The sequence below is a fragment of the Rhodoferax sp. P1_F3 genome (assembly GCF_056405715.1).
Genome location: NZ_JBFUBO010000002.1, coordinates 557902 through 579587, shown reverse-complemented (window position 1 = coordinate 579587; position 21686 = coordinate 557902). Strand labels below are relative to the sequence as shown.

Genomic DNA, 21686 nt, shown 5'->3' with positions numbered 1-21686 from the left:
GTGATATTTGTGACTTTATAAGAGTAACAGAGCTACCCACAATGCACCAACATCCCACCCAATTTATCCACCCCACCCACTGGAGTTCCCCATGAAGCTCAACGACACCAGCAGCCCTGCCACTGGCGAGGCCGTCACCAGCGCATCCGCGTTCCCCATGTCCCGCGAATGGATGGAGTCGCACTGGATGGCCTTTACCGGCAACCGCGATTTCAAGGCCAATCCCCGCATGCTGGTCGGCGCCCAGGGTGCCTACTTGACCGACACCAACGGCAAGAAGATTTTTGACGGACTGTCAGGCCTGTGGTGCGCGGGCTTAGGCCACGGCCGCCGCGAAATCACCGAGGCGGTGAGCAAGCAGATGGCGACCATGGACTACTCGCCCGCCTTCCAATTTGGCCACCCGCTGTCGTTCGAGCTGGCCAACAAGATTGTGGAACTGACCCCCGAAGGCCTGGACTATGTGTTCTACACCGGCTCCGGCTCTGAATCCGCCGACACCGCGCTCAAGATGGCCCGTGCCTACTGGCGCGCCAAGGGCATGGGCAGCAAGACCCGCCTGATTGGCCGCGAAAAGGGCTACCACGGTGTGAACTTCGGCGGCATCTCGGTGGGCGGCCTGCCGGCCAACCGCAAGACCTTCGGTCAGGGCATTGAAGCCGACCACCTGGCCCACACCCAGCTCGCAAGCAACGCCTTCAGCAAGGGCCTGCCCGAAAAAGGCGGCGACATGGCCGATGAACTGTTGCGCCTGATTGCCCTGCACGACGCCTCCAACATTGCCGCCGTGATCGTGGAGCCCATGTCCGGCTCGGCCGGCATTGTGGTGCCGCCCGTGGGCTACCTGCAACGCCTGCGCGAGATCTGCACGGCTAACAACATTCTGCTGATTTTTGACGAAGTGATCACCGGCTTTGGCCGTCTGGGCGCCTACACCGGTGCGGCCTACTTTGGCGTGGTGCCGGACATCCTGAATGCCGCCAAGCAGATCACCAACGGCGCCCAGCCCCTGGGCGTGACAGTGGCCAAGAAAGAGATTTACGACACCTTCATGGCGCAGGGCGGCCCGGACTACATGCTGGAATTCCCCCACGGCTACACCTATTCCGCCCACCCCGTGGCCTGCGCCGCTGGCATTGCGGCGCTGGACATCCTGGTCAAGGAAAACATGGTGGAGCGCGTGGCGGCCCTGGCCCCCTACTTTGAAAAGGCCGTGCACAGCCTGCGCGGCACCAAGCACATCACCGACATCCGCAACCTGGGCCTGTCCGCCGGCTTCTCGCTAGCAGCCCTGCCCGGCGAGCCTGCCAAGCGTCCCTACGAGGTGGCCATGCGTTGCCTGGACAAGGGCTTCTACGTGCGCTACGCGGGTGACTGCATTGCACTGGCGCCTCCCTTCATCACCACCGAAGCCGAGATCGACAGCCTGGTCAACGCCCTGGGCGAGGCGATCAACGAAACCGCGTAGGCAGTCGCGAATCACTATTAAATTCATAGCTGCTAGCGCCCATTCCATAAGGGCTAGCAGCCCATTTCCTTACAAAGCACCGTATGTCCTCACTCCCCACCGTCGGCCACCTGATCGGCGGCAAACTCATCACCCAGGGCGAACGCGCCCAGGACGTCTTCAACCCCGCCACCGGCCGCGCCGAGAAGCGCGTGCTGCTGGCCAGCAAAACCACAGTGGAAGACGCCATTGCCAACGCGCAAGCTGCCTTCCCCGCATGGCGCAACACGCCCCCGCTCAAGCGGGCTCGCGTGATGGGCAACCTGAAAGTGCTGCTCGAAAAACACGCCGAAGAACTCTGCGCCATGATCACCGCCGAACACGGCAAGGTGCTGAGCGATGCGCTGGGCGAGCTGCAGCGCGGCATTGAAAACGTGGAATACGCCAGCTACGCCCCCGAGTTGCTCAAGGGCGAGCACAGCAAGAACGTGGGCCCGGCCATCGACTCCTGGTCCGAATTCCAAGCCCTGGGCGTTACCGCCGGCATCACGCCATTCAACTTTCCTGCCATGGTGCCGCTGTGGATGTGGCCCATGGCCGTGGCCTGCGGTAATACCTTCATCCTGAAACCGTCGGAGCGCGACCCCAGCAGTACGCTGCGCATTGCCGAGCTAGCGCTGGAAGCCGGCCTGCCACCGGGTGTGCTGAACGTGGTGAATGGCGACAAGGAAGCGGTGGACACGCTGCTGACCGACCCGCGCGTGAAAGCCGTGAGCTTTGTGGGCTCCACCCCGATTGCCGAATACATCTACGCCACCGGCTGCGCACACGGCAAACGCGTGCAAGCCCTGGGCGGCGCCAAGAACCACGCCGTGGTGATGCCCGACGCGGACGTGGCCAACGCGGTCAGCGCCCTCATGGGCGCGGCCTATGGCTCGTGCGGCGAACGCTGCATGGCCATCCCACTGGTCGTGGCCGTGGGCGACGCCACCGCGGACGCCGTGATTGCGGGCCTGAAAACCGAAATCTCAAAAATGAAGGTCGGCCCCGGCACCGCCCCCGGCATGGACATGGGCCCGCTGGTGACCCGGCCGCACTTCGAGAAGGTGAAGGGCTATGTGGACCAAGGCGTGAAAGAAGGCGCCACGCTGGTCGTCGACGGCCGCGGTCTCACGGTGGCGGGCCATGAAGACGGCTACTACCTGGGCCCTTGCCTGTTTGACAACGTCAAGCCCGGCATGGTGATCTACCAGGAAGAAATTTTTGGCCCGGTGCTGGGCGTGGTGCGCGTCAAGACGCTGCAAGAAGCCATGGACATGATCGATGCCCATGAATACGGCAACGGCACCTGTATCTTCACCCGCGACGGCGAGGCAGCCCGCTACTTCACCGACAACATCCTGGTCGGCATGGTGGGCGTGAACGTGCCCCTGCCCGTGCCCGTGGCCTACCACTCGTTTGGCGGCTGGAAGCGCTCGTTGTTTGGCGACCTGCACGCCTACGGCCCCGACGCCGTGCGCTTCTATACCAAGCGCAAGACCATCACACAGCGCTGGCCCAGCGCCGGGGTGCGCGAAGGCGCAGTGTTCAATTTCCCCAGCAGCCGCTAGTCTTAAATGCAAAAGGGCTTGTCGATCGATGACAAGCCCTTTTTTTCGACGCACCCGTAGGTGCCCTAGTGAATTAGCGGAACCGACGACGAGCGATGACGCCCATCAATCCCAACCCAACCAAGAGCAGGGCTGCGGGGCTTCTGTCGGGTGTGGCAATGGTGAGTAAATCCTGACCTGTGGCATGAACCGCCCAGGTCGAAGTGGCTGTGACTGCGATGACGATCAGTGACTTGAACTTCATAAAACCCCCAGTGGTAATTGAATGACACTCCTAGTATTAACCCTATGCTGCACTGCAACAATAGTCCATTTGGATCCAATATGTATCCGTGGGTTACACAGCACAAAACAAAAAAAGGCTTGCGGAGCACGCAAGCCTTTTTTGGGTTCAGAAACTGTGATTAAACAGCTTGCTTCTTTGAACGACGACGCGCGATGGTGCCCACCAACCCCAGACCAGCCAACAGCATGGCATAGGACTCGGGTTCGGGAACGGGCGTTACTGTTCCGTTGGCATAGTTGATATTGACAATGCCCGAGCCACCCACAGGCGATGCCAAGGTCACACCGGAGATCTTCAGCGTGTAGGGGGTGTTGGCTGCCAGGCTGTAGCTGTTGTTCAAATAGTCATTGAACGCCACAGAAAAAAGACCATTCAAGGTCTTGGTAACCGGTGTGGGACCGCCAAGAATTTCAAAGCTCAGTGAACCGAACTGCGCCGTCATGCCGGAAACGGTGAGGAACAGTTTGTTCGTTGTCGTCGGCGTAACGGCGAAGTATTCCTCGAAGGAGGTACCAGCTACCGTGTTGAAACTGCTGGTTGCAGCCTGAGAATACTGCGCAGCAGACGTGGCCAGGGCGATCAAGGCGATACGGGCAATTTTTTTCATCTCAAACTCCTTGGGAAGCTTTTGCAACATTGCGGCGACGAACAATGGTTCCCATCAAGCCTAGGCCTGCCAGCAGCAAGGCATAACTTTCTGGTTCAGGTACGGGTGCCAAAGTCAGCGAATACGCGCCTTGCTCCGCGGAACCAGACAGATGGATCCAGTAAGTCTTGCTCGCATTCAAGCCGGAGGCTTGACCCGTGTATGCGAAGACACCGTCCGCATCACCATCCACCGAACCAAATGGCTGTGTTGTCGACCATGTCACTGGGCCTGCCAAGGTTGAGGAGTAACCAAATTGGAACAAGCCGTCGAAGGAGCCCAAAGCATCGAAGCCGTACAACGAGCCCGTTACGCCAGTACTAGCCAAGGAAAAGCTATACAGGTTATCAAAAGAGCCACTAATGTCGTTGACGTTGGCGCTGACTGGTCCGGTCAACGTACCGAAATTCGTTTGGTAGACAGTTGCGTTTGCAACTCCCATGGCGCCGACCAGCGCAACAGCTGCGGCAATTTGCTTGAGACTAGAGAACGGCATGGAACCCCCAATTGATGAATATATGACGCTTCTAGTATTAACCCTGTGCTGCGCCGCAACAATAGTTCCATTGGACTAGTCGGGCAGGGTTTTTGGCTTCTGTTGACAATCACTTACATGAAAGCTCTGAAAAACACCCGTTTATCGCTCTTGGACCTGGTTGCCGTGCGCGAAGGCGGTACCGTCGCCGAGGCGCTCCAGATTGCCCTGCGCACCGCCCAACACGCCGAAAAACTAGGTTTCAACCGCTACTGGCTGGCCGAACACCACAACATGCCCGGCATTGCCAGCTCCGCCACCGCCGTGCTGGTGGGCCACATTGCGGGTGGCACCGAGCGCATCCGCGTCGGTTCCGGCGGCATCATGCTGCCCAACCATGCGCCGCTGGTGGTGGCCGAGGCCTTTGGCACGCTGGCCGAGCTGTACCCGGGCCGCATTGACCTGGGCCTGGGCCGCGCGCCTGGCACCGACCAGGCCACCATGCGCGCCCTACGCCGCAGCAAGGTGGAGAACGAGGAAGACTTTCCGCGCGATGTGGTGGAGCTGCAAACCCTGCTTGGCCCACTGCAACCGGGTCAAAAGCTGGTGGCCATGCCCGGTGCAGACACCCATGTGCCGATCTGGCTACTCGGCTCCAGCCTGTACTCCGCGCAGCTGGCCGCGCACATGGGCCTGCCCTATGCGTTTGCCTCGCACTTTGCGCCGCGCTTTCTGCACCAGGCGGTGGACCTGTACCGCAGCCTGTTCAAACCCTCGGCCGCGCTGGCCAAGCCCTACGTGATGGTGGGTGTGCCGCTGGTGGCTGCGCCCACTGACGAAGAGGCCGAACTGCTAGCCAGCAGCATTTACCAGCGCGTGCTGGGCATCCTGACCGGGCAGCGCAAGGCCTTGCCGGCCCCGGTGCCCAACTTTTTGGCCCAGTGCCCGGCCGACGCCCGTGCTGCGATTGGCGATTTTCTGGGCGAGGCTGTGATCGGCGGGCCTGACACCGTGCGCAAGGGCCTGACCGCCATGGCAGACGCCACGCAGGCCGACGAGCTGATGCTGGTCTGCGACGTGTTCGACCCCGCGCTGCGCCTGCGCTCGCTGGACATTGCGGCACAAGCCCTGCACGACGCCCAAGCGGACACCGCCTGAGACGCCCCCAAGTGGCTGGGGCGACTAGGAGCGCCGCACTGGCAGGGGGATAAATTCGGTTTCGCCGGGCACGGAGGCAAAGCGCTGCGCCTCCCAGTCGTCCTGCGCCTGCAGGATGCGCTCCTTGCGGCTGGAGACAAAGTTCCAAACCATGTGGCGGTGTCCCAGCGGCGCACCACCCAGCACCATCACCCGCGTGGCCTCGCGGGCGCACAAGGTGGGCGTGCTGCCGGCATCCAACACCAGCATTTCACCGGGCTCCAGCAGTTCACCGTCCACCTCCAGCGGGCCGTCCACGCTGTAGATGCCGCGCTCCTGCGTCGCATCGGGGATGGTGATAAGGGCACCGGCTTCCAGTTCCAACGCCAAATACAGCGTGGGCGACAAGGTGGCTACGGGCGAGGTGGCATCAAACGCCGTGCCGATGAGCACACGCACCGTGGCACCGGGCAGCTGCACCACGGGAATCGCGCTGGCCGGTGTATGGGCGAATGACGGCCCATCTTCCTCATGCTCGGCCGGCAATGCCGACCAGAGCTGAAAGCCATGGCTGCGCCGCGTGATGCTGCGCAAATCATCCGGCGTGCGCTCGGAGTGCACGATGCCGCGCCCCGCCGTCATCCAGTTGATGGCGCCAGGCTCGATGCGCTGCACCACACCGGTGGAGTCGCGGTGCATCATCGCGCCCTCCAGCAGATAAGTGACGGTGGCTAGGCCAATGTGGGGATGGGGGCGCACATCGTGGTTGTCGGTGGGCTGCGCAGTCACCGGGCCGAAATGGTCAAAGAACACAAAGGGACCAATGGCCTGGCGTTGCATGGCGGGCAGCACACGCCGCACGGTAAAACCGCCGCCCAAATCGTGGGCGCGTGGGGTGATGCGTTCCGGCATGGTCATCCTTGCTGTTGGTGGGATGCAGGCATCCTACCAACCCTGCGGATGCAGGACGCAGTTTTGTCACACTGTGGCTGCTAAAGTGTTCGGTTCAGCCATGGACCAAATCTTCCTACATTCCCTGCGAAAGACGACTGCGCGCTGGCGCGCTGAAGATACCCTGGTGGCAGACGACGCCACTGGCGTCAATCTGCTCCGGCTGCGCATGCTGTGGCCGGTGGCTGCCGCACTCAACGGGCTGTTCCTGATCGGATTCCTGTTGCGCCTGCTGGGTGCAGCGCTCCCCCAGCCCGTGGCGGAGTGGAACCTCCGGCTCATCTGGGCCCATGCTTTCATTGTTGGTACCGTACTGGCGCTGGGTTGGGTAGTTCACCGTGCGAGACAAACTCGCCACGCACGCGCAGCCAGCTGGCTTGCCACGGGCTGTGCCGTCCTCATCATGCTGGTCGGCATTGTCCTGGTGGCCGTGGACCAGCCCATCACGCCCAACATCACCTCCTACCTCATCGCCTGTCTCTTGGCGGGCGGCGCCGTCTATCTGCGGCCTCCCGTGGCAGCAGCGGTGTATGTCCTGTCCTACCTGGTCTTTTTCAAGGTCATGGGATGGACCCAGGTCCAGCCCGAGCTTGTGCTGTCCAATCGCATCAATGGGTTTGCGGCCTGTGTTCTGGGTTGTCTGTGTTCTTTCTTCATGTGGCGCCAGTTCTGCACCATCACCCTGCAACAACGGCAGCTGGAGAAAGCCAACGCCGAACTCAGCCAGAAGCAGCGTGATCTGGAGCGCCTGACGCGGCAAGACGGTCTGACCGGCCTGTTCAACCGCAACACCTTTGTAGAACTGAGCCGGCGCGAGCTGGACCGCGCCCAGCGCCAGGGCAGCTCCACCACCATTTTGTTGCTGGACCTGGACCACTTCAAACGCATCAACGACACCTGGGGCCACCCCGCGGGCGACGCCGTGTTGCGCCATGTAGCCACGCTGGCCAGCACTACGGTGCGCAGCACCGACTTGGTGGGTCGCCTGGGCGGCGAGGAATTCATCGTGTTGCTGCCCAACACCTCGGCCGAAGCCGGGCGCAAGCTGGCCGAGAAGCTGCGCTACCGGTTGGAAAGCACGCCCGTGCAGTGGGAAAAAACTACCATTGCGGTCACCGCCAGCTTTGGCCTAGCCAACACCAAGGTGGAAGAGAAGCGCGACTTCGACACGCTGTACACCGAGGCGGACAAGGCCCTGTATTTAGCCAAGCAACGCGGGCGTAACCGAGTGGTCTAAACCTCCGGAGCGGAGGACAACCCGCCGCCGGGCCGCCCCAAGGCGGGTTAGCCCCCTTGGGGGGCAGCGACCCGCGCAGCGGCGGAGCGTGGGGGCAAACAGCCCACAAGGGATAATCGGGGGCTATACCGGATTCTTATGGCACTTATTACCCTTCTCGACGCCCAGCTGGCATTTGGGCACGTCCCGCTTCTCGATCATGCTGACTTCTCCCTGGAAACGCAGGAGCGCGTGGGGCTGATCGGCCGCAACGGTGCGGGCAAATCCTCCATGCTCAAAATTCTGGGCGGCATGGAGAAGCCCGATGACGGCACGCTGCAAGTGCAGGGCGGTACCCGTATTTCGTACGTGGCCCAGGAGCCCCAGCTCGACGGAGATGCTACGGTTTTTGTAGCTGTCCGCGCAGGACTGGAGCGAGTCATTGGCCTGATTGAAGAGTATTGCTTGGGCCATGGCGACCTGGACGCGATGCAAAGCGAGATCGAAACGCTGGACGGCTGGAACTGGGAGCAGCGGGTCAATGAAACGCTGCAGCGCCTGCACCTGAACCCCGACGCGATTGTCAGCACACTGTCTGGCGGTACCAAAAAACGCGTGGCATTGGCCCAGGCGCTGGTGGCGCAACCCGACGTGCTGTTGCTCGACGAACCGACCAACCACCTGGACCTGGACTCCATCGAATGGCTGGAAGGCCTGCTGGTCGATTTCAAGGGGTCCATCATCACCATCACCCACGACCGCTCCTTTTTGGACAACGTGGCCACGCGCATCGTCGAGTTGGACCGCGGCAAGCTCATGAGCTACCCCGGCAACTTTGCGGCCTACTTGCTGCAAAAGGAAGAGCAACTGGCGCAAGAGGCCATCATCAACGCCAAGGCCGACAAGCTGCTGGCGCAGGAAGAGGTGTGGATTCGCAAGGGCGTGGAGGCCCGCCGCACCCGTGCCACCGCGCGCATCGTGCGGCTGGACGAGCTGCGCAGCAAGCGTGAAGCGCGCCGCGATGTGGTCGGTAGCGTCAACATGGACGTCAACACCGGTGACAAGAGCGGCAAACTGGTGGCTGAATTGACGCACGTCAGCAAGACCTTTGGCGACCGCAAGATCGTCGACAACTTCACCGCCACCATCCTGCGCGGCGACAAGATTGGCCTGTTGGGCCCGAACGGCGCTGGCAAGACCACGCTACTCAAACTCATTTTGGGCGACCACAAGGCCGACCCGGCGCCCGCCAACTCCCCCAAGCCCGAACCCGGCCACAGCCCCTGGGGCACGGTGCGCCAGGGCGCCAACATCACCGTCGCCTACTTCGACCAGATGCGCAACGCACTGGACCTGGACGCCACGCTGGAGGACTTCATCAGCCCCGGCAGTGAATGGATCGAGATTGGCAACCAGAAGAAGCACCGCAAGAGCTATCTGGGCGACTTTTTGTTCTCGCCGGCCCGCGCCACATCACCCGTGCGCAGCTTGAGTGGTGGTGAACGCAACCGCCTGTTGCTGGCCCGCCTGTTCGCCCGCCCCGCCAACGTGCTGGTGCTCGATGAGCCGACCAACGATCTGGACATCGACACGCTGGAACTGCTGGAAGACCTGCTGCAGAACTACGACGGCACGGTGTTCCTGGTCAGCCATGACCGGACCTTCCTCGACAACGTCGTCACCAGCACGATTGCGTATGAAGGCGATGCCAAGTGGCGCGAATACGAAGGCGGCGTGAGCGACTGGTTGATCCAGACTAAACGCGCCAACGCCATCAACGCCGCCGCTGGAAAAACCACGGCCAAGCCCTTTAACTACGAGCGTGAGCAGCTACAAAAACAGGAGCAAGCGACCGCCCAAGTGAGTGCGGCTGCGCCTGCGGCGCCCGCCCCCACCAAGGCCAAGAAGCTCAGCTTCAAGGAACAGCGCGAGCTGGATGCCCTGCCTGAGCAGATTGCCGCGCTGGAAGCCGAGCAAAAGGACATCACCGAGGCCCTGGCCGACGGCAGCCTGTACGCCAGCGACAACGCGCGCGCTATAGCCCTGTCCGAGCGCAATGCGCAGATCGACGAAGAACTGATGAACGCGCTGGAGCGTTGGGAAGTGCTGGGCAAGGCCTGAGGCAGTTTCAGCGCCAGGGTCGGCTAGACCACCTTGGCTGCGCGCAGCGCCGCAATCGCCGCGGCGTCCAGCCCCAGCTCCGCCAACACTTCTTCGGTGTGCTCGCCCAGCGCAGGCGGCGCATGGCGAAGCTGCACTGGCGCGTCACCCAGTCTGAGCGGGCTTGCCACGGTTGCTATGCTTTCAATAGCTGTTCGCGCAATGGATTCGGGGGCCAAAGGCTGTTTTTGCACCAAACCTCGGGCCTGCACCTGGGCGTCGGCAAAGGCCTGGTCCACGGTGTTGATGGGGCCGCAGGGCACAGCCTTGTCCTCCAGCAGCGCGATCCACTCTGCGGTGGTGCGCCAACGCGTGACCTCTCGCAAGATGGGGATCAGCGTGGTGCGGTGGGCCACGCGTTCAGTGTTGGTGCCAAAGCGCGGGTCCTGTGCCCACTCGGGGTGACCGGCGGCAGCGCTGAAGCGGGCGAACTGTCCGTCGTTGCCCACGGCCAGCAGCATGGCGCCGTCCGCCGTGGGAAAGTCCTGGTAGGGCACCAGGCTGGGGTGGGCGTTGCCCATGCGCTGCGGAATCTTGCCGGTGTTCAAAAATCCTGCGGCCTGGTTGGCCAGGATGGCCATGCCCACGTCCAAGAGCGCCATGTCGATGTGCTGGCCTGCGCCGGTGCGGTGCCGCATTTCCACCGCCGCCAGGATGGCGCTGGTGGCGTAGATGCCGGTGAACACATCGGTGATGGCCACGCCCGCACGCTGCGGGCCGCCGCCAGGCAGCTCATCGGGCTGGCCGGTGATGCTCATCATGCCGCTCATGGCCTGCACCATGAGGTCGTAGCCCGCGCGCTCGGCATACGGCCCGGTCTGGCCAAAGCCGGTGATGGAGCAGTAGATCAGGCGCGGGTTCACTTCTTGGAGGCTCGCGTAGTCCAGCCCATAGTGCGCGAGCCCCCCCACCTTGAAGTTCTCCACCAGGATGTCGCTCTGCGCCGCCATCTGGCGGATCAGCGTCTGGCCCTCGGGCTTGGCGATGTCGATGGTGATGGAGCGCTTGTTGCGGTTGCAGGCCGTGAAGTACGTGGCGTGCGCCGTGTCGTGGCCGCGCGCGTCCTGCAAAAACGGGGGCCCCCAGTGGCGCGTGTCATCGCCTACCTCGGGCCGCTCCACCTTGACCACATCGGCACCCAGGTCGGCCAGCATTTGGGTGCACCAGGGGCCTGCCAGCACGCGGGACAGGTCCAGCACCTTGAGGTGACTCAGGGCGCCGGGGATGGGAGTAGGAGTGGATGCAGTGGTGGTCATGGCAGGGAATCCGGTGTCGATGGGGTTGATGGTGCGAGGACCGCGAAGCCCTATTGTCAGTATCTCTGGATCTGGAGCAGGTGCCCGTTACCCGAAAGAACCAAGGGTAAGTCCGATAAGCACCCAGCGCCGAAAATGCTCCAATTTAGCCTCCACGCGGAACCGGTTCCAAATTTAACGCGCCAGAGAAACACACTTTGGTCCGCGACGGTCCCCCGTGCATTAACCGGAGCCCATTCCATGTCCCCCCCCCAAACCAGCATCGCCCCCAACGCACCAGCGTTGGCCGCGCAAGTTGCACCCCCCTCTGCATCCCTCATGTCCCGCCCCGAGTTCGTTTGGGGGGTTGCCACCGCGTCCTACCAGATCGAGGGCGCCATTGCCGAAGACGGCCGCCTGCCCAGCATCTGGGACACGTTTTCTGCCACTCCCGGCAAGGTGCTGCACGGCGACACTGGTGACGGTGCCTGCGACCACTACCACCGCTGGAGCGAGGATGTGGACCTGATCGAGTCCCTCGGTGTGGATGCCTACCGCCTGTCCATCGCCTGGCCCCGCGTCATGCACGCCAACGGCACGCCCAACCGCAAGGGCCTGGACTTTTACAAGCGCCTGCTAACCCGCCTGGCCGACAAGGGCATCCAGCGCTTTGTCACGCTGTACCACTGGGACCTGCCCCAGCACCTGGAGGACCGCGGCGGCTGGCTCAACCGTGACACCGCCTACCGCTTTGCCGAATACGCCGACCTGGTGAGCCGCGAACTCAAGGGCCTGGTCACTGGCTGGGCCACGCTCAACGAGCCCTGGTGCTCCGCCTACTTGGGCTACGGCAACGGCCACCACGCGCCCGGCCTGGCCAATCCACGCTACCCCACCCAGGCTTTGCACCATTTGTTGCTCGGCCACGGCCTGGCACTGCCCATCCTGCAAGCCAACGACCCCGCTGCCAAACGCGGCATCGTGTGCAACGTGGGCCGCGGCACCACCGACAGCAGCAAGGAAGCCGATATCACTGCTGCCCGCCGCTACGAGGTGCAGCACAACGACTGGGTCTTGCAGCCACTGCTGCAAGGCAGCTACCCTGAGGAACTGTTCAAGTTGTGGCCCGGCACCGAGCCCCTGGTGCTGGACGGTGACATGGACATCATTAGCCGCCCCCTGGACTTCATGGGCATCAACTACTACTTCCGCTGCAACCTGCACAGCGACGGTGGAACCGGTTTTGTCGACGTTCCACTCGAAGGTGTGGAACGCACCCAGATGGGCTGGGAGGTCTACCCCCAAGGCCTGGAAGACCTGCTGCGCCGCTTCAAAGACCAGTACGACCGCCTGCCACCCATCTACATCACCGAAAACGGCATGGCATCAAGCGACGAAGTCATCAACGGCGAAGTGGTGGACGAGCAACGCATGCGCTTCATGAAGTCCCACTTTGCTGCGGTGAGCCGTGCCATCGACGCCGGTGTGGATGTACGGGGCTACTTTGCGTGGTCCCTTATGGACAACTTCGAGTGGGCCTTCGGCTATGAGCGCCGATTTGGCATCGTGCACGTGGATTACAAAACACAAGTCCGGACGCTGAAACGCAGCGCCCAGGCTTTCAAAGCGTTCCTGGCCCTCCGTCGTGCCAACTGAAAAGCGCGTGAACCGAGCCACCTACCACCACGCTCCCGCACGATGGCAACCATCAAAGACGTCGCCAAGCTGGCTCAGGTTGGCGTAGGTACCGCATCCCGGGCTATTTCGGGCCGCGGTGGCGTGTCTCCCGACGCCTTGGGCCGGGTGCAACGCGCCATCCAGGAGCTGGACTTTCACCCCTCCAACGTGGCGCGGGCGTTGTCACTCAAAAGCCTGGGCATGCTGGGGGTCTATGTGCCCATGTTCGAAGGCGCGTTCTACTCGCCCATCCTGCAGGCCATTGACCGCGAGCTGCGGGCAGTGGACCGGCATATGGTGGCAGCCGCCGGCTGTGGCCACGGTGACGAACGGCAGAAAGCACTGCAAGGCGTGGAGTTTTTGATGCAACGCCAGTGCGATGGCATTTGCATCCTCAGCAACGATTTGCTGGAGTCTGATCTGGTCGATCTGTACCGGCGCTACCCCCGCTTGGTCCTGCTCAACCGCCATAGTGCCGCACTAGGGGAGCATGCCTTCAGCGCCGATCACGAACACGCCGGGCGGCTGGCTGCCATGGCCCTGCTGTCCCATGGGCACCGCGAGATTGCTGTCATCCAGGGCGACCGCGACGCCCCCGACAACCACGACCGCATGCGCGGCTTCCATGCCGAACTGGCGCGGCACGGCGTTCAGGTCAAGCCGCAGCACCTGGTGGACGGCACCTTCAGCTTTGTGTCCGGCTACGCAGGCGCAGCGCAATTGCTGGCGCAGCACGACCAAAACTACACCGCCGTGTTTTGCGCCAACGATGTGATGGCGATGGCTGCGATTTCCAGCTTTCTCCAGGCGGGGCGCAAGGTGCCACACGACGTGTCTGTCGTTGGGTATGACGACACCGACATCGCTGCCTATACCGCCCCCACACTGACTACGGTGCATCTGCCGATGGACAAGGTCACCACCCACGCATGCCGCTTTTTGCTCAACATGTGCTATGCCCTGAACTTGCCCGTGGAGCGCGACTTTGTGGCCCACATGGTGTGGCGCGCATCGGTAGCTCCGGGGCCGTACCGCCCGCTGGACCTGACCACTGTGGGGCGAGACTGAACCCTTTGGATCGGAGCTTCTCGTAGGCTCAGTTGGCAAAGGCAGCAATGCCCGTCTGCGCCCGACCCAAAATGAGGGCGTGGATGTCATGCGTGCCCTCGTAGGTGTTCACCACCTCCAGGTTCACCAGGTGGCGGGCCACGCCAAACTCGTCGCTGATGCCGTTGCCACCCATCATGTCGCGCGCCAGGCGCGCAATGTCCAGCGCCTTGCCGCAGCTGTTGCGCTTCAGGATGGAAGTGATCTCTACCGACGCCGTGCCCTCGTCCTTCATGCGGCCCAGGCGCAAGCAGCCTTGCAGGCCCAGTGCGATTTCGGTCTGCATATCGGCCAACTTTTTCTGGATCAGCTGGTTGGCGGCCAGGGGGCGGCCAAACTGCTTGCGGTCCAGCGTGTACTGGCGCGAGCGAAACCAGCAGTCTTCAGCCGCGCCCAGCGCCCCCCAGGCGATGCCATAGCGCGCGCTGTTCAGGCAAGTGAACGGACCCTTGAGACCCTGCACGTCGGGGAAAGCGTTTTCCTCAGGGCAGAACACGCCGTCCATCACGATCTCGCCTGTGATGCTGGCACGCAGGCCCACCTTGCCGTGGATGGCGGGGGCGCTCAAGCCGGCCATGCCTTTTTCCAACACAAAGCCGCGAATGGGGCCCACCTTGCCGCCCTCGCTCACCTCTTTGGCCCAGACCACAAACACGTCGGCAATGGGGCTGTTGCTGATCCACATCTTGCTGCCGCTCAGCTTGTAGCCGCCCGCCACCTTGTGGGCGCGTGTAGCCATGCTGCCGGGGTCCGAGCCATGGTCAGGTTCGGTCAGACCGAAGCAGCCGATGAACTCACCGGTGGCCAGCTTGGGCAGGTACTTTTGTTTTTGCGCCTCGGTGCCAAATTCAAAAATAGGCACCATCACCAGGCTGCTCTGCACGCTCATCATGCTGCGGTAGCCGCTGTCCACGCGCTCCACTTCGCGCGCAATCAGGCCGTAGGCCACGTAGTTCAAGCCCGGGCCGCCGTACTGCTCGGGAATCGTCGGGCCGAGCAAACCGAGTGCGCCCATCTCTCTAAAGATCGCAGGGTCGGTGCTGCCTTCACGGAAGGCCTGCGTCACGCGCGGTAGCAGCTTGTCCTGGCAGTAGGCTGCCGCGGCATCGCGCACCATGCGCTCGTCGTCGCTGAGCTGGCTGTCCAGCAAAAAAGGGTCTTGCCAGTTGAAAGCGGCGTGCGACATGAGGGAGCTCCAAGCGGTATTCGGGATGGCTATGGTAGCCCGTGGTCCTCGTTCACACAATCAAGGCTTTTGCACCCAGGTATGCGTGTATTGCATTTTTAATCTTCAAGCATGCATTGCTCTAGCCAGCGTATCCAATCGACCATCTTGCGATTCACGCATGCCTATGCCATAGTGTGTTTTTGTTTTGGGGCTTCTTGCCATGGGCAACACCACATCCATCACCGCGCCCGGCACGCGCCCGCCGGTGACCATTTTTGGGCCGGACTTTCCCTTCGCGTTTGACGACTGGATTGCCCACCCCGCGGGCCTGGGCCAGTTGCCCGCCGCGCGCCTGGGCGAAGAAGTAGCCATTGTGGGTGCGGGCATGGCCGGCATGGTGGCGGCCTACGAGCTCATGAAGCTGGGGCTCAAGCCCGTCATCTATGAAGCCTCGAAGATGGGCGGCCGCCTGCGCTCGCAAATCTTTGAAGGCACGCAAGCCACGGTGGCCGAGCTGGGCGGCATGCGCTTCCCGGTGTCGGGCACGGCCTTCTACCACTACGTCCACCAGTTGGGCTTACAGACGCAACCCTTCCCCAACCCGCTGACACCCGCCTCGGGCAGCACGGTGATTGATCTGGAAGGCGAGACCCATTACGCGCAATCACTGGCCGACCTGCCCGCCGTGTTCCGCGAGGTGGCCGAGGCCTGGGCCCAAGCACTGGAAGACGATGCCCGCTTTGCCGACATGCAAGGCGCCATCCGCACGCGTGATGTGCCCACGCTCAAGCGCCTGTGGAACACGCTGGTGCCGCTGTGGGACGACCGCACGTTTTACGACTTCATTGCCAGCTCCAAGGCGTTTTCCAAGCTGTCGTTCCGGCACCGCGAGATCTTTGGCCAGGTGGGTTTTGGCACCGGGGGTTGGGACTCGGATTTTCCCAATTCCATGCTCGAAATCTTGCGCGTGGTGCTGACCAACTGCGACGACGAGCAGCGCCTCATTGTGGGCGGCGCCGACCAGGTACCGCACGGCCTGTGGCGCCATGCACCTACGCAGCTGGTGCACTGGCCACGGGGCACCACGCTGCAAAGCCTGCATGCAGGCGCCACGCGCGCTGGGGTGGCCAGCATTGCGCGCGCCACCGATGGCCGCCTGGCCGTGACCGACTGCTGGGGCGATACGCGTCACTACAGCGCCGTGCTCACCACCTGCCAGAGCTGGCTGCTGACCACGCAAATTGCGGTGGAAGAGTCGCTCTTCTCGCAAAAGATGTGGATGGCGCTGGATCGCACGCGGTACATGCAATCCAGCAAAACCTTTGTGATGGTGGACCGCCCGTTCTGGAAAGACAAAGACCCCGAGACCGGCCGCGACGTGATGAGCATGACGCTGACTGACCGGCTCACACGTGGCACCTATTTGTTTGACAACGGGCCAGACCAGCCCGCCGTGATTTGCCTGTCGTACGCCTGGATGGGCGATGCGCTCAAGATGCTGCCGCAGTCGCCCGAGAAACGCGTGAAGCTCGCACTGCAGGCACTCAAGAAAATCTACCCCAAGGTAGACATTGCGAGCCACATCATCGGCGACCCCATCTGCGTGTCGTGGGAGGCTGATCCCTACTTTCTGGGCGCCTTCAAAGGGGCGCTGCCCGGCCACTACCGCTACAACCAGCGCATGTACGCGCACTTCATGCAGGACGCGTTTCCTGCGGAGCAGCGGGGCCTGTTCATCGCGGGCGATGATGTGTCGTGGACACCCGCCTGGGTGGAGGGCGCGGTACAGACCTCACTGAATGCCGTGTGGGGCATCGTTCACCACCTGGGTGGCCAAACGCATGCGAGCAACCCCGGCCCCGGCGATGTGTTCGCCACGCTGGGCCCGATGGCCCTGCCAGATTGAACGCCATGCGCACGCCCCTGACCCTGGCCCTGCTGCAGTGCGCTCCCGCACCGCTGGACGTGGCGGGAAACCTGCAACGGATAGAACACGCCGCACAGCACGCCGGGACAGCCGGGGCGCAAATGCTGGTATGCCCCGAGATGTTTGTCAGCGGCTACGCCATCGGCGCGGCGGCCGTGCAGCAGCTGGCCCAGCACGTCGATGGCGCCTGGGCCCAGGCCGTGGCTGCCATTGCGCAGCGCCACAGTCTTGCCGTGGTCTATGGCTACCCGGAGCGCGACGCCAGCGGCACCGTCTTCAACGCTGCGCAATGCATCAACGCCCAAGGCCAGCGCTGCCTGAACTACCGCAAGACCTATTTGTTTGGCGACCTGGACCGCCAACAGTTTGCTGCCGGTATGCCCAGCGCCGCTACTTTCAAACTGCAGGGTTGGACGATTGGCTTGCTGATTTGCTACGACGTGGAGTTTCCCGAAGCCACGCGCCGCCTGGCGCTGGCAGGGGCCGACCTCATCGTGGTGCCCACGGCCAATATGCCGGACTACGACTTTGTGGCCCAGACTCTGGTGCCCGTGCGCGCGTATGAGAACCAGCTGTATGTGGCCTACGCCAATTACGTGGGTGCAGAGGGCGATGTGCACTACGGCGGGCTAAGCCTGCTGGCGGCTCCGGATGGTCAGGCTGTGGCACAGGCCGACCGCCGTGCCACCCTGCTGCTCGCCACACTGGACGATGCACGCCTGACTGCGGCCCGCGCGGCAAACCGCCATGTGCGGGACGCCGCCACGGTGCCACCCCACACACCCTGACACCCCTCCATGCGCCGCAAAATCCCCGCCACCCAGGCCTTGCTGTGCTTTGATGCCGCGGCCCGCCACGAGAGCTTTACGCGCGCCGCGCAAGAGCTGGCGCTGACACAGAGCGCTGTCTCGCGCCAGATCACGACCCTGGAAGAACTGGTGGGCACACCGCTGTTTCGTCGCACGCGCCACGGCGTGGCGCTGACCGCGGCCGGCGCACGCTACGCCCAGCAGGTGGCGCTGCGCCTGCGCGGCCTGGAGCAGGACACGCTGGACCTGATGTCCACCCAAGGACGCGGCGGCACGGTGCAGCTGGCCAGCGTGCCCACCTTTGCCGCGCGCTGGCTCATTCCGCGCCTGCAGGCCTTTCAGGCGCTGCACCCGGACACCACGGTGCATATTGAAACCCGCACCCGGCCTTTCCTGTTTGCCGACACGCCATTTGACGCCGCCATCTTCGCGGGCACCGAGGCCCAGGTGCAGCACTGGGCCGGTACGCGCGGCGTGCCACTGATGGCGGAAGAAGTGGTGGCCGTGTGCAGCCCTACGCTGCTGGCAGGTCGCAAAAGCCTGAGCGCCAAGACCCTTGCCACCCTGCCCCTGCTGCAGCAAAGCACCCGGCCCGACAGCTGGCAAGCCTGGTTTGCCGCGCAGGGCGTGGAGGCACCGCTGGCCTTGTCCGGCCCGCGCTACGAGCAGTTTTCCATGACGACGGCCGCCGCCGCCCAGGGCATGGGTGTGGCACTGGTGCCACGCTTGTTGGTAGAGGCCGAGTTGGCCCGCGGCGAGCTGGTGCTGGCCCATCCGACGCCATTGCCCGGCGCACGCCACTATTACCTGGTGTTGCCCGAAAGCACCGACAGCAAACCCACGGTGCAGAGCTTCAGCACCTGGCTGCAGCAAGCCAGCCGGGGCTAGCTACGGTTCAGGGCTGGCGCACGATCACCGGTTGAATCTGGAACAGCTGCTCGGCATTCGCATCCACCGTCACCTTGACCCAATGCAGGCTGGGGCTGCCAAAGGTTTGCAAACGGGTCAGGTTGGGCAAGAGCTTGGTGGGGGAGTACAGCGGCTTGTCCACCTTGTAGAAATGGGTGTCGCCATGCACCAGCAGCACCTGACCGGCAAAGCCCTCGGTCTGCTTGACGATCTGGGCCATGAAGTTGCGGTAGCCGCTGTACTGGGGCAGCTGGCTTTCATCCACGTCTTCAGTCTCTGGCAGGTCAAATCCAGGGTCGGCCTGAATCACCAGCACCACGCCCAACGCGCCCTTGGCCTTGGCTTGCTCGAAGGTTTGTTGCAGCCACAGCACGTTGGCGTTGTCACGCTCCAGGTACTCGGCATTGGCGGCATCACACTGTGCGGCATTGCGCGCGCTCTTGCTCATGCATTCTTTCTCGCTCAGGATCACGTTGTTGTTGCTGCCCGGCACGTTCAGGCCTGCAAACACCACGGGGCCCTGGCTGAAGCGGGTGTTTTCCACGTACTTTTCACCCTGCCTGCCCTGGTGCTCCAGCGGCATGGTGGTCTGGCCCAGGCTGGCTGCGCTGGGGAACAGGACCCGGCGCAAGTGGCCCAAGCGCTCCAGCGCATCAAAGCCCCCGTTGTTGCTGCGGTGGCAGTCGGTCCATTCGTTGTCGCCGGGCACATAGACCACGGGCTTTTTCATGCTGCCAAACATGGCCAGTGCATCGGTGTAGATGTCGTCCGTGCATTTGGAGCTGCCATCCTTGATGTCACCGTCGTAGATGGAAAACGCCACATCGGAGGCATTGATGCTGGCCAGCACGGCCGGCAGTTTGACATCGTCACCCGCCTTTTTGTAGGGCATGTCGCCCCACAGGCCAAAGGTGTAACTGGAGCGGCTGGCGCCCGGCGCGGTGGCGCAGGCCGTGAGGCTGAGGGCAATGGCCAGGGTGGTGAGCGAGCGGAGCAGCATGTGGACGTCCTAGTGGGGCAAAAAGACGCACTGTGGTCGCGTTGCATGACAAAGGTATGACAACCGCATGTCAATGCCAAGTGCCTGGATGTTGGTATTTGGCATATTTCGCACAGCCGTGCTAATATTTGCCTCATGGACGCCAAGACCCATAAAAGTGAACTGACCCGCGCCACCATCGTGGATGCGGCGTTGCAGCTGGCTGCGGACGAAGGCCTGGAGGCCATCAACCTGCAGGTGGTGGCGGACCGCGCCGGTTTGTCCAAAAGCGGCGTGTTCTCCCGCGTGGGTTCGCGCGAGGCGCTGCAGAAAGCCGTGATCGAGGAATACGGCCGCCGCTTTCTGGCCGATGTATTTGTGCCCGCTATGCAAGCCCCCAAGGGCTTGCCACGGTTGGACGGCATCGTGCAGCGCTGGATTGTGCGCATGCGCGATGTGGAAGTGCACACCGGCTGCCTGTACACCGCGGGCGCCTTTGAGCTGGACGACCGCGAAGGCGAGCTGCGCGACTTGCTGTTCCAGGAAGTGACCCGCTGGCGCGCCGCGCTGCGGCGCACGGTGTTGCAGGCCATGGACGCCGGCCACCTGCGCCCCGACACCGACCCTGGCCAGTTGGTGGCCGAACTCAACGGCATGGCCATGGCCCTGCTGCACGACGCGCGCTTTCTGCGCGACACCCACGCCGCACAGCACGCACAAGCCACCTGGCAGCGCATGCTGACCAGCTACCGCATCTGAGGTTTTCACCATGCCTACCCGTTCTCTTGGTTTATGTCAATTTCGCACAGCCGTGCGAAGAAAGGAAATTCCATGCTGATCTTTGCCCTACTGATCGCCGTGGCCGGCGCCGCGCTCTACCTGGGCCTGCGCCTGTGCCGGCTGTTTGACGGATTGCCCCGCAGCAATGCGGACTGGATTTACTACTGACACGCAATGGAGCCCACCATGTCAACCACGACCACAGCCCTGCAAGCCACTTCTGACTTTTATGCCAGCAACCCCGCCACCCGCGTGCTGCGCCTGGCGCTGGGTACCTCTCAGCGGCTCTGGCCGGCGTTGGGGCTTCGCCTGGCCTACCGCCTGTTTGGCACACCGCTGCCGCCACGCTGGCTGCGCCGCGACCGCCCCTGGCCCAGCAACTGGACGCAAGAGCGCTGGGCCTTTGAAAATGCCAGCCTCACGCTGCACCAGCCTTTGCGCCATCCCGCTGCACCGGCCAAGAGCGCACCAGCCGAGGGCACATGCGTGCTGTTGGTGCACGGTTGGGGCGGCCATGCGGGCCAAATGCTGCCGCTGGCCCAGGCGTTGATCGTCCAGGGCCTGCGCCCGGTGCTGCTGGATTTGCCCGCCCATGGCAAGAGCGAGGGGCGGGTAAGCAACCTGCCGCAGTTTGCCCGCGCTATGGAATACACCCTGGCCCGCCTGGCCCAGCAGGGGCAGGTGGTGCACGGCGTGGTGGCGCATTCGTTGGCGGCCAATGCGCTGGCCTTTGCGGCCGCACGCGGGCTGCCTACGCGGCGCGTGGTGCTGTTGGCGCCGCCAGCTTCGCCACGCGAATACACGCGCCTGTTTGCCCAGGTGTTTGGCCTGCACGAAGCCATGCGCGCCGCCCTGCAGCGGCGCATTGAGGCGCGCGAAGGCATGCTCATGGCCCAGTTTGAGCCGCAGGCCAGCGGCCCCGGCGTGACTCAGCCCACCCTGGTGGTGCATGACCACGGCGACCGCATCAACCACTTTGCCGACGGCGCCGCCTTTGCCCAGGCTATTCCGGGTGCCACGCTGCTGGCCACCGAAGGCCTGGGCCACACCCGGCTGCTGCGTGACCCCCAGGTCATGCAGGCCGTGGCCGACTTTTTGGCCTGAGCGACCTGACGGGCCGCACCCCTCCGGTGCCGGGGGTTGCGGGCAAACCCTAGTTACAGCGTG

17 protein-coding genes and 1 pseudogene are annotated in these 21686 nt (G+C 63.3%); 12 read left to right on the top strand and 6 right to left on the bottom strand.

Annotation, left to right across the window (positions count from 1 at the left end; translation table 11 throughout):
* The first annotated feature begins 91 nt into the window (after nucleotides 1–91).
* A complete protein-coding gene (aptA, locus tag AC1DZ5_RS05450; RefSeq protein ID WP_477886858.1) occupies nucleotides 92–1468 on the top strand; it encodes an omega-aminotransferase AptA in 1377 nt (458 codons plus the stop codon).
* Between the two features lie 83 nt (nucleotides 1469–1551).
* The gene (locus AC1DZ5_RS05445; protein WP_477886856.1) at nucleotides 1552–3057 is read left to right on the top strand and encodes a CoA-acylating methylmalonate-semialdehyde dehydrogenase; all 1506 of its coding nucleotides are present in this window, start codon (nucleotides 1552–1554) and stop codon (nucleotides 3055–3057) included.
* 404 nt (nucleotides 3058–3461) lie between these two features.
* Here AC1DZ5_RS05445 and AC1DZ5_RS05440 read toward each other — a convergent pair whose 3' ends face one another.
* Together AC1DZ5_RS05440 and AC1DZ5_RS05435 are read right to left on the bottom strand one after the other, a co-directional pair.
* The gene (locus AC1DZ5_RS05440; protein ID WP_477886854.1) at nucleotides 3462–3950 is read right to left on the bottom strand and encodes an FxDxF family PEP-CTERM protein; all 489 of its coding nucleotides are present in this window, start codon (nucleotides 3948–3950) and stop codon (nucleotides 3462–3464) included.
* A 1-nt stretch (nucleotide 3951) separates the two neighbouring features.
* A pseudogene (locus AC1DZ5_RS05435) lies at nucleotides 3952–4446 on the bottom strand (FxDxF family PEP-CTERM protein); the annotation flags it as partial.
* 156 nt (nucleotides 4447–4602) lie between these two features.
* Between AC1DZ5_RS05435 and AC1DZ5_RS05430 the strand changes: the two are divergent.
* On the top strand, nucleotides 4603–5622 hold the full coding sequence (locus AC1DZ5_RS05430) for an LLM class flavin-dependent oxidoreductase (RefSeq protein ID WP_477886852.1): 1020 nt from the start codon (nucleotides 4603–4605) through the stop codon (nucleotides 5620–5622).
* A gap of 24 nt (nucleotides 5623–5646) precedes the next feature.
* On the opposite strand, the gene AC1DZ5_RS05425 is transcribed toward AC1DZ5_RS05430, so the two are convergent.
* Nucleotides 5647–6519 (bottom strand): pirin family protein, encoded by an 873-nt coding sequence (locus AC1DZ5_RS05425; RefSeq protein WP_477886850.1) that lies wholly within the window; start codon nucleotides 6517–6519, stop codon nucleotides 5647–5649.
* Nucleotides 6520–6613: 94 nt separating this feature from the next.
* Here AC1DZ5_RS05425 and AC1DZ5_RS05420 point away from each other — a divergent pair, with 94 nt between their 5' ends.
* Together AC1DZ5_RS05420 and AC1DZ5_RS05415 are read left to right on the top strand one after the other, a co-directional pair.
* Entirely contained in the window at nucleotides 6614–7789 is a 1176-nt protein-coding gene (locus tag AC1DZ5_RS05420) for a diguanylate cyclase (protein WP_477886848.1), read from the top strand.
* Nucleotides 7790–7927: 138 nt separating this feature from the next.
* Entirely contained in the window at nucleotides 7928–9889 is a 1962-nt protein-coding gene (locus tag AC1DZ5_RS05415; protein WP_477886846.1) for an ATP-binding cassette domain-containing protein, read from the top strand.
* Between the two features lie 23 nt (nucleotides 9890–9912).
* Here the strand turns inward: AC1DZ5_RS05415 and AC1DZ5_RS05410 are convergent, their stop codons facing one another.
* A complete protein-coding gene (locus AC1DZ5_RS05410) occupies nucleotides 9913–11184 on the bottom strand; it encodes a CaiB/BaiF CoA transferase family protein (protein ID WP_477886844.1) in 1272 nt (423 codons plus the stop codon).
* A gap of 240 nt (nucleotides 11185–11424) precedes the next feature.
* On the opposite strand from AC1DZ5_RS05410, the gene AC1DZ5_RS05405 reads away from it, so the two are divergent.
* The gene (locus AC1DZ5_RS05405) at nucleotides 11425–12819 is read left to right on the top strand and encodes a GH1 family beta-glucosidase (RefSeq protein ID WP_477886842.1); all 1395 of its coding nucleotides are present in this window, start codon (nucleotides 11425–11427) and stop codon (nucleotides 12817–12819) included.
* A gap of 42 nt (nucleotides 12820–12861) precedes the next feature.
* Entirely contained in the window at nucleotides 12862–13908 is a 1047-nt protein-coding gene (locus tag AC1DZ5_RS05400) for a substrate-binding domain-containing protein (RefSeq protein WP_477886840.1), read from the top strand.
* A gap of 28 nt (nucleotides 13909–13936) precedes the next feature.
* Here AC1DZ5_RS05400 and AC1DZ5_RS05395 read toward each other — a convergent pair whose 3' ends face one another.
* Complete coding sequence (locus AC1DZ5_RS05395) at nucleotides 13937–15133, bottom strand: acyl-CoA dehydrogenase (protein WP_477886838.1); 1197 nt, start codon at nucleotides 15131–15133, stop codon at nucleotides 13937–13939.
* A gap of 202 nt (nucleotides 15134–15335) precedes the next feature.
* Between AC1DZ5_RS05395 and AC1DZ5_RS05390 the strand changes: the two genes are divergently transcribed.
* From AC1DZ5_RS05390 to AC1DZ5_RS05380, 3 genes are read left to right on the top strand one after another with little or no spacing between them, the layout of a single operon-like run.
* Nucleotides 15336–17021 carry a flavin monoamine oxidase family protein gene (locus AC1DZ5_RS05390; RefSeq protein ID WP_477886836.1) on the top strand — a complete coding sequence of 562 codons (1686 nt, stop codon included), beginning with the start codon at nucleotides 15336–15338 and terminating at the stop codon, nucleotides 17019–17021.
* Between the two features lie 5 nt (nucleotides 17022–17026).
* The gene (locus AC1DZ5_RS05385; RefSeq protein WP_477886834.1) at nucleotides 17027–17830 is read left to right on the top strand and encodes a carbon-nitrogen hydrolase family protein; all 804 of its coding nucleotides are present in this window, start codon (nucleotides 17027–17029) and stop codon (nucleotides 17828–17830) included.
* Between the two features lie 9 nt (nucleotides 17831–17839).
* A complete protein-coding gene (locus AC1DZ5_RS05380; RefSeq protein ID WP_477886832.1) occupies nucleotides 17840–18739 on the top strand; it encodes a LysR substrate-binding domain-containing protein in 900 nt (299 codons plus the stop codon).
* Nucleotides 18740–18746: 7 nt separating this feature from the next.
* On the opposite strand, the gene AC1DZ5_RS05375 is transcribed toward AC1DZ5_RS05380, so the two are convergent.
* Nucleotides 18747–19760: a hypothetical protein gene (locus tag AC1DZ5_RS05375; RefSeq protein WP_477886830.1), complete on the bottom strand. Its 1014-nt coding sequence runs from the start codon at nucleotides 19758–19760 to the stop codon at nucleotides 18747–18749.
* A gap of 135 nt (nucleotides 19761–19895) precedes the next feature.
* Here AC1DZ5_RS05375 and AC1DZ5_RS05370 point away from each other — a divergent pair, with 135 nt between their 5' ends.
* On the top strand, nucleotides 19896–20498 hold the full coding sequence (locus AC1DZ5_RS05370; protein ID WP_477886828.1) for a TetR/AcrR family transcriptional regulator: 603 nt from the start codon (nucleotides 19896–19898) through the stop codon (nucleotides 20496–20498).
* A 207-nt stretch (nucleotides 20499–20705) separates the two neighbouring features.
* On the top strand, nucleotides 20706–21623 hold the full coding sequence (locus AC1DZ5_RS05365) for an alpha/beta hydrolase (RefSeq protein WP_477886826.1): 918 nt from the start codon (nucleotides 20706–20708) through the stop codon (nucleotides 21621–21623).
* Nucleotides 21624–21686 lie beyond the last annotated feature (63 nt).

Coding starts and splice junctions, on each gene's coding strand:
- AC1DZ5_RS05395 (WP_477886838.1), bottom strand. CDS start 15,133: ATGTCGCACGCCGCTTTCAACTGGCAAGACCCTTTTTTGCTGGACAGC.
- AC1DZ5_RS05440 (WP_477886854.1), bottom strand. CDS start 3,950: ATGAAAAAAATTGCCCGTATCGCCTTGATCGCCCTGGCCACGTCTGCT.
- AC1DZ5_RS05370 (WP_477886828.1), top strand. CDS start 19,896: ATGGACGCCAAGACCCATAAAAGTGAACTGACCCGCGCCACCATCGTG.
- AC1DZ5_RS05385 (WP_477886834.1), top strand. CDS start 17,027: ATGCGCACGCCCCTGACCCTGGCCCTGCTGCAGTGCGCTCCCGCACCG.
- AC1DZ5_RS05425 (WP_477886850.1), bottom strand. CDS start 6,519: ATGACCATGCCGGAACGCATCACCCCACGCGCCCACGATTTGGGCGGC.
- AC1DZ5_RS05445 (WP_477886856.1), top strand. CDS start 1,552: ATGTCCTCACTCCCCACCGTCGGCCACCTGATCGGCGGCAAACTCATC.
- AC1DZ5_RS05400 (WP_477886840.1), top strand. CDS start 12,862: ATGGCAACCATCAAAGACGTCGCCAAGCTGGCTCAGGTTGGCGTAGGT.
- AC1DZ5_RS05365 (WP_477886826.1), top strand. CDS start 20,706: ATGTCAACCACGACCACAGCCCTGCAAGCCACTTCTGACTTTTATGCC.
- AC1DZ5_RS05375 (WP_477886830.1), bottom strand. CDS start 19,760: ATGCTGCTCCGCTCGCTCACCACCCTGGCCATTGCCCTCAGCCTCACG.
- AC1DZ5_RS05415 (WP_477886846.1), top strand. CDS start 7,928: ATGGCACTTATTACCCTTCTCGACGCCCAGCTGGCATTTGGGCACGTC.
- AC1DZ5_RS05390 (WP_477886836.1), top strand. CDS start 15,336: ATGGGCAACACCACATCCATCACCGCGCCCGGCACGCGCCCGCCGGTG.
- AC1DZ5_RS05380 (WP_477886832.1), top strand. CDS start 17,840: ATGCGCCGCAAAATCCCCGCCACCCAGGCCTTGCTGTGCTTTGATGCC.
- AC1DZ5_RS05410 (WP_477886844.1), bottom strand. CDS start 11,184: ATGACCACCACTGCATCCACTCCTACTCCCATCCCCGGCGCCCTGAGT.
- AC1DZ5_RS05420 (WP_477886848.1), top strand. CDS start 6,614: ATGGACCAAATCTTCCTACATTCCCTGCGAAAGACGACTGCGCGCTGG.
- AC1DZ5_RS05405 (WP_477886842.1), top strand. CDS start 11,425: ATGTCCCCCCCCCAAACCAGCATCGCCCCCAACGCACCAGCGTTGGCC.
- aptA (WP_477886858.1), top strand. CDS start 92: ATGAAGCTCAACGACACCAGCAGCCCTGCCACTGGCGAGGCCGTCACC.
- AC1DZ5_RS05430 (WP_477886852.1), top strand. CDS start 4,603: ATGAAAGCTCTGAAAAACACCCGTTTATCGCTCTTGGACCTGGTTGCC.